The sequence below is a fragment of the Pseudomonas sp. UMAB-40 genome (assembly GCF_900095275.1).
Taxonomy (GTDB): domain Bacteria; phylum Pseudomonadota; class Gammaproteobacteria; order Pseudomonadales; family Pseudomonadaceae; genus Aquipseudomonas; species Aquipseudomonas mandelii_B.
The window spans coordinates 64,436-70,767 of sequence record NZ_LT607566.1 but is presented as its reverse complement, the minus strand read 5'-3'; the positions used below and the strand labels follow the sequence as shown (position 1 = coordinate 70,767).

The window sequence follows — 6,332 nt, the reverse complement described above, 5'->3', positions numbered from 1 at the left end:
TGCTCGCGAAAGCGGGGTGTCAGTCACCATCTACATTCACTGACACACCGCCTTCGCGAGCAAGCCCGCTCCCACAGGGGATTCGGTTTCTTCAAGGGGACTGGATTAACGGCAAAAACTTCAGCAACGCCGCGACGATGGCTTCGGGCGCATCTTCCTGAACCAGGTGCCCGGCATTGGGAACCGGATGGAACTGCGCCCCGGCGATCATCTGATGCAGCGCCCGTCCGCGCTCGATGGGAATCCACTGATCCTCCTCACCCCACAGAATCTGCACCGGGCAACGCACCGTCGGGTACAACCCTTCAGCCTCGCGGGTGTAACGCTCATCCATCTGCGCAATCTGCCGATAGAACGCCGCTTGCCCGGGATCGCCCAGCCACGGTTGCACATACGGGTCGAGCTCTTCATCGGGGATGTCGCGCTTGATCGCCCCGCGAATATAGGCCGGCACGATCACCTGTTGAATGTAATCGGGCAGTCCGCTGAACGCTGCTTCATGCTGGCGTACATGCTGCACGAACGGTGAACCCCAGGGCGTCAGCGCCACCGGATCAATCAATGTCAGGCTGCGGTAATCCTTGCCGTTGAGCAGGTGCGCGCGCAGCGCGGTGGCGCCGCCGAAGTCGTGGGCGACCACGTCCGGCCGATCCAGGCCCCAGTGATCGAGCAAGTTCGCCAACAGGTCGTTCTGCACTCCCAGCGACACGTCACCGGTGATTTTCTCGGATTGCCCATAACCCAGCAGGTCGAAGTAATACACCCGATGGGTGCTGATGAAGTGCGGAGCGATGCGGTGCCACACGTAAGACGAAAAGGGCGTGCCGTGCACAAACACCAGCGGCGGGCCGTCGCCACGCACGGCGTAGCTTACGGAGTGCCCGTTGAAGCGATAGGTCTGAGCCAGCGGCCAGTCAGTCCTCATGGGGATGTCCTCTTGGCGTGTTCGAGCCAAAAAGCATAGGCATAAAAAAACAGCCAATGAAGGCTGTTTTTTGTATCGCTGACGAAACGCAGTACCCCTGTGGGAGCGGGCTTGCTCGCGAAAGCGGTGTGTCAGTCAATATAGATGTCGACTGACACACCGCTTTCGCGAGCAAGCCCGCTCCCACAAGGGATTTTTGGTGTTCTTTAGAGCGGGTTACTCGCCGTGATAGATGCAGCCGCTGGTGCACGTCTCGTGGATGCGGATCGCACTGAGTTCCGGCAGCAGGGGCTTGAGTTCCTTCCAGATGAACTTGGCCAGCACTTCGCTGGTCGGGTTTTCCAGGCCGGGAATGTCGTTCAGGTAGTTGTGGTCGAGGCGCTCGTACAGCGGCTTGAAGATCGCCTTGATTTCCGAGAAGTCGCGGATCCAGCCAGTGTGCGGATCGAGGTCGCCGCTCAAGTGAATCGCCACTTTGAACGAGTGACCGTGCAAGCGGCCGCATTTATGGCCTTCCGGTACGTGAGGCAGGCGGTGGGCGGATTCGAACGTAAACTCTTTGAAGATTTCCACAGTGATTTCAGCTCTGTCAGGTGGCGATCGCCGCGGCGATGTGGGCAGGCGGCGAGTTTACCAGAGCGCCGGGCAAAACACTGACTAAAGGGTCAGCAAGCGTTCGCCGAGGCGACCATTGGCGGCCAGTTCGAGAAACTCGTCACCCAGGCGACGGCTTTCGTCCATCGTTGTACGCCAGTATTTCTGCCGGCTCGGGGCATCGCCCATGAAGCGCTTGAAGTCGTTGCGGTCCGGCAGTTTTCCGTAGGGCAGGCGCGCCAGGTAGTCCCTCGACGGCGCCAACAGCAGCACATCCTGCAACCGCGCCGGGCAGGCTCGGCGCCACGGCAGGGTCTTGTCGAACCAGCCGGGAATGACCCGGTCGGTGAAATGCGGATAGAGCACGATGTCGTTGCCGCTGTAGGGCAGGTCGAGGTGATAGTCGAGCAGGCCGCCATCGCGAAATGTCCCCGCACCTGCGCCCGGCAGGTCTCGCACGCCTTCCATCACCATCGGGATCGAGCCCGACGCGAGCAGGGCCTGGCGCAGGTTGCCGGCATTCAACGCGACGAAGCGCGACGGGAAATCGTTGAGTGCATGGACCGGCGGCGCCAGGCGCGGGTCGTGGATGATCAGCCGTTCGAAGTGCCGCGACAGCCGCGCGCGACCCCGCAGGTTGTCGGCGATCACTGACGACAAACCCAGCCCGAGGCGGCCGCGATGATCGTCCGCGAGCAAGCCGTGGCTTTTGACCACCATGATGTTCAGGCGGTAGTGGGCGTTGTTCAGAACCGCCGCATCGCGACCGTCGAGCAGTTCATCGAGCATGCGCCGGGAGCTCTGGCTGATCTGCGCCATGGTCACGCCCTTGGCGAAATTCTGCTCGGTGTACAGCTGACCGAGGCGCCGGATGCCTTCGGCGGCGTCCGGCAGACAGGCGCTGGCGAAGCGCCAGGAACCGACTGATGCGCCAATCAACGAACGCTCCCGCGGCGCGGCCGGCAGCCATTCGCCAAACAACGCCAGGTCCAGACCTTGAATCCCCAAGGCTTTCGGTCCACCGGCGGCGCCCGGCAGCGTGCCGACATCGGCGGCGCTCAGGCCGTTTTCACGGATGCGCGCCAAGGCACGAGGGCCGGCCTTGAGAGTCAGGGAAGGGAACTTGATGTGGATGGCGGTCATACCGGTCTCGATGTCTGGCAAGCGGGGGATTATAAACAGGTCATGCAACGCCACAAATCCCCTGTGGGAGCGGGCTTGTGTAATGCCGTCTGATGATGGCAATTCAGTTTCAGTTAAGTTCAGCTCGCTAAGGTGCCCCCCGTAGGCAACACATAAAAAATACGGAGACGCCCCATGAAATCCCTGACTGCCCTGTTCGCCGCGACCATCATCACCCTGACCGCCAGCCTCGCCCACGCCCGTGACTTGGGCCCCGACGAAGCCCTTCGGCTGCGCGACGCTGGTACCATTGTGTCTTTCGAGAAGCTCAACGCCACCGCTCTGGCCAAACATCCCGGTGCCAAAATCACCGAAACCGAGCTGGAGGAAGAGTACGGCAAGTACATTTACCAGGTTGAGATGCGCGACCCACAAGGCATTGAGTGGGATCTGGAATTAGACGCTGTCAGCGGGCAGGTTCTCAAGGATCATCAGGATACGTAATGAAGGTGTGTTCATTTTCACGCATGGCGCTGGTGCTGCTGGCGTTCTGCTCGGTCGTCATGGCCCGCGACCTCGATCAGGACGAAGCCCTGCGCTTGCGCCAGCAAGGCGTGATCCTGCCGCTTGAGCAACTGTTGAAACAGGCGCTGGACCGCTACCCCGGCTCCAAACTGCTGGAAGCCGAGCTTGAAGAAAAACACGACGTCTACATTTATGAAGTCGAGCTGCTGACCACCGAAGGGGTGGTCCGTGAACTGGACCTTGACGCCGCCACTGGCCAGTTACTGAAAGACAAGGAAGATTGATCGATGCGTTTGCTTCTGGTGGAAGACCACGTGCCGCTGGCCGACGAATTGATGGCCGGCCTCAACCGGCAGGGTTACGCCGTGGACTGGCTGGCCGATGGCCGCGACGCGGTGTATCAGGGCAGCAGCGAGCCTTATGACCTGATCATCCTCGACCTCGGCCTGCCGGGGTTGCCGGGGCTCGACGTGTTGGCGCAATGGCGGGCCGGTGGCCTGATGACCCCTGTGCTGATCCTCACAGCGCGCGGTTCCTGGGCCGAGCGCATCGAAGGCCTCAAGGCCGGCGCCGACGATTACCTGACCAAACCGTTCCACCCCGAAGAGCTGCACCTGCGAGTCCAGGCGTTGTTGCGTCGCTCCCACGGTCAGGCCAATCAGCCGACGCTCAAGGCGGCGGGGCTGCATCTGGATGAAGGTCGCCAGTGCGTGACCCGCGACGGTGCCGACATTCAACTCACCGCCGCCGAATTCCGCCTGCTGCGCTATTTCATGCTGCACCCCGAGCAGATCCTTTCCAAAAGCCACCTCGCCGAACACCTCTACGACGGTGAAACCGAGCGCGATTCCAACGTACTCGAAGTTCACGTCAACCACCTGCGGCGCAAGCTTGGAAAAAGCGTCATCGAAACCCGTCGCGGCCAGGGTTACCTGTTCGGCGGGCAAGCCCAGTGAGGTCGATCCAGCGCCGCTTGAGTCTGGGGCTGATCAGCGTGATGGTAATCGTCGGTCTGGTGCTGGCGCAAACCAGTCTGTGGGTGTTCGAAATGGGGTTACAGCGCTACCTCGAAGACGGTTTGCGCAACGACAGTGAAAACCTGCTGGTGGCGTTGGTGCGCGGGCCGCAAGGGTTGCAACTGGATGAGCGGCACTTGTCGCCGGCCTATCAACGGCCGTTCTCCGGGCACTACTTCCGTATCGATTTTGCCGACAAGCACTGGCGTTCCCGCTCGTTGTGGGATCAGGAGCTGCCGCCACTCGACCATCCCGGCCTGCACAGCAACCTGCAACTGGGGCCGGAAGGCCAGCAATTACTGGTGTTGCGTTCAGATTATCGACGGCTCGGGCAATCGATTTCGATCAGCGTGGCGCAGGACTACACGCCGGTGCGCGAGAGTTTCCGGCGCATGCAGCAGGTCGGCCTGGGCCTCGGGCTGGCGGGGTTGCTGCTGATTCTGCTGCTGCAACGGATCACCGTGCGCCGCGCCTTGCGTCCACTGGAAAAGGCCCGTGAGCAAATCGCCCAGTTGCAGCAGGGCCAGCGCTCGCAACTCGATGACCAGGTGCCGGTGGAACTGGAGCCGCTGGTGGCGCAGATCAACCATTTGCTCGCCCATACGGAAGACAGCCTCAAGCGTTCACGCAATGCCCTGGGCAACCTCGGGCATGCGCTGAAAACGCCGTTGGCGGTGTTGCTGAGCGTGGCTTCCAGCGAGAAGCTCGACGCGCATCCCGAACTGCGCAAGCTCCTCAAGGCGCAGCTTGAGCAGGTGCAGCAGCGGCTCAATCGCGAACTCAATCGCGCCAGATTGTCCGGCGATGCGCTGCCGGGGGCGCTGTTTGATTGTGATGGGGAACTGCCAGGACTGTTGGCGACGTTGAACATGATTCATGGCGAACACCTGAACCTGAGCTACCGCGCACCGGCCGGTTTGCAGCTGCCGTGGGATCGCGAGGATTTGCTCGAACTGCTGGGCAATCTCTTGGATAACGCCTGCAAATGGGCGGATGCCGAGGTTCGGTTGAGCGTGGTAGAGACGGCGCAAGGGTTTGAGTTAAGCGTGGAAGATGATGGGCCGGGGATTCCCGAGGCGCAGCGCGATCAGGTGCTGAACCGGGGGACACGGCTGGATGAACAGACAGATGGGCATGGGTTGGGGCTGGGGATTGTGCGCGACATCGTCGACACGTGGGGCGGGGTGATGAGGTTGGAGGAGAGCGAGTGGGGCGGCCTGAAGGTCCTCATCACACTCCCCAAACGCTGACGCGGGCCTGAGGCTCACTGATCAACCTGTGGGAGCGGGCTAGCCCGCGATGGCGATCTAACAGTCAACATTGATGTTGGATGTTATGGCCTCATGGCGGGCAAGCCCGCTCCCACAGGTATTTGCATTAAACGCGAAACTGATCCATCAAACTCTGCTGTTGATTCGCCAGGCTATTGAGCGACTGGCTCACCCGCGCCGATTCATTCGCCTGCCCCGACAGCGACTCCGTGACATCGCGAATCGTCGCCACGTTGCTGTTGATCTCCTCGGCCACCGCGCTCTGCTCTTCGGCCGCAGACGCGATCTGCAGGTTCATGTCGCTGATCACCGTCACCGCCTCGCCAATCTGGCGCAGCGCCGTCACCGCTTGGCCCACTTGCTCGACGCTGCCTTGGGCCTGGCGATGGCTGTTGTTCATCGAGCCGACCACGTCCTGCGTGCCGCTCTGCAATTGCTCGATCACCAGACGGGTTTCTTCAACCGACTCCTGGGTGCGGCGCGCCAGGTTGCGCACTTCATCGGCGACCACGGCAAAACCCCGTCCGGCCTCACCGGCACGGGCCGCTTCAATGGCCGCGTTGAGCGCCAGCAGGTTGGTCTGTTCGGCGATGGCGCGAATCACTTCCAGCACCGAGCCGATTTTCTCGCTGTTGGCCGCCAGGCCTTCGACTTGCACCATGGCCGCGCTCATGTCGGCGGCGAGGTTGTCGATGCTAGTGGTGGTCTGATCGATGACGGTCAGGCCCCGGCGAGTCGCTTGATCGGCATCCTTCGCGGCCTGGGCGGCTTGCGCGGCACTGCGGGCGACGTCCTGGGCGGTGGCGCTCATTTCGTGGGACGCGGTGGCGACCTGATCGACCTGGCGGTATTGCTGCTCCATGCCGGCGCTGGTCTGCG

Annotated in this window: 7 protein-coding genes and 1 pseudogene; 4 read left to right on the top strand and 4 right to left on the bottom strand. The window is 61.9% G+C overall.

What is annotated here, in order from left to right; all coding sequences use genetic code 11:
* Positions 1 to 91 precede the first annotated feature (91 nt).
* The 3 genes from K0F88_RS21765 to K0F88_RS21755 form a co-directional block, all read right to left on the bottom strand.
* Positions 92 to 925: an alpha/beta fold hydrolase gene (locus K0F88_RS21765; RefSeq protein WP_094468210.1), complete on the bottom strand. Its 834-nt coding sequence runs from the start codon at positions 923 to 925 to the stop codon at positions 92 to 94.
* Positions 926 to 1,141: 216 nt separating this feature from the next.
* The gene (gene queD / locus K0F88_RS21760; protein WP_008152165.1) at positions 1,142 to 1,498 is read right to left on the bottom strand and encodes a 6-carboxytetrahydropterin synthase QueD; all 357 of its coding nucleotides are present in this window, start codon (positions 1,496 to 1,498) and stop codon (positions 1,142 to 1,144) included.
* 84 nt (positions 1,499 to 1,582) lie between these two features.
* The gene (locus tag K0F88_RS21755) at positions 1,583 to 2,662 is read right to left on the bottom strand and encodes a patatin-like phospholipase family protein (RefSeq protein ID WP_219096498.1); all 1,080 of its coding nucleotides are present in this window, start codon (positions 2,660 to 2,662) and stop codon (positions 1,583 to 1,585) included.
* 174 nt (positions 2,663 to 2,836) lie between these two features.
* Between K0F88_RS21755 and K0F88_RS21750 the strand changes: the two genes are divergently transcribed.
* Genes K0F88_RS21750 through K0F88_RS21735 form a run of 4 tightly spaced genes read left to right on the top strand, consistent with a single transcriptional unit; the run spans position 2,837 to position 5,432 of the window.
* Positions 2,837 to 3,145, top strand: a complete 309-nt coding sequence (locus tag K0F88_RS21750; RefSeq protein WP_094468207.1) for a PepSY domain-containing protein — start codon at positions 2,837 to 2,839, stop codon at positions 3,143 to 3,145.
* Positions 3,145 to 3,450 carry a PepSY domain-containing protein gene (locus K0F88_RS21745; RefSeq protein ID WP_094468206.1) on the top strand — a complete coding sequence of 102 codons (306 nt, stop codon included), beginning with the start codon at positions 3,145 to 3,147 and terminating at the stop codon, positions 3,448 to 3,450. The genes K0F88_RS21750 and K0F88_RS21745 overlap by 1 nt, the downstream gene beginning before the upstream one ends.
* Before the next feature lie 3 nt (positions 3,451 to 3,453).
* A complete protein-coding gene (locus K0F88_RS21740; protein ID WP_219096497.1) occupies positions 3,454 to 4,122 on the top strand; it encodes a response regulator transcription factor in 669 nt (222 codons plus the stop codon).
* Positions 4,119 to 5,432, top strand: a complete 1,314-nt coding sequence (locus K0F88_RS21735; RefSeq protein ID WP_219096496.1) for a sensor histidine kinase — start codon at positions 4,119 to 4,121, stop codon at positions 5,430 to 5,432. Before K0F88_RS21740 ends, K0F88_RS21735 begins: the two co-directional genes overlap by 4 nt.
* A gap of 127 nt (positions 5,433 to 5,559) precedes the next feature.
* On the opposite strand, the pseudogene K0F88_RS33040 reads toward K0F88_RS21735, so the two are convergent.
* Positions 5,560 to 6,150, bottom strand: a pseudogene (locus K0F88_RS33040) (methyl-accepting chemotaxis protein); the annotation flags it as partial.
* Positions 6,151 to 6,332 lie beyond the last annotated feature (182 nt).

Coding starts and splice junctions, on each gene's coding strand:
- K0F88_RS21750 (WP_094468207.1), top strand. CDS start 2,837: ATGAAATCCCTGACTGCCCTGTTCGCCGCGACCATCATCACCCTGACC.
- K0F88_RS21755 (WP_219096498.1), bottom strand. CDS start 2,662: ATGACCGCCATCCACATCAAGTTCCCTTCCCTGACTCTCAAGGCCGGC.
- K0F88_RS21765 (WP_094468210.1), bottom strand. CDS start 925: ATGAGGACTGACTGGCCGCTGGCTCAGACCTATCGCTTCAACGGGCAC.
- K0F88_RS21745 (WP_094468206.1), top strand. CDS start 3,145: ATGAAGGTGTGTTCATTTTCACGCATGGCGCTGGTGCTGCTGGCGTTC.
- K0F88_RS21740 (WP_219096497.1), top strand. CDS start 3,454: ATGCGTTTGCTTCTGGTGGAAGACCACGTGCCGCTGGCCGACGAATTG.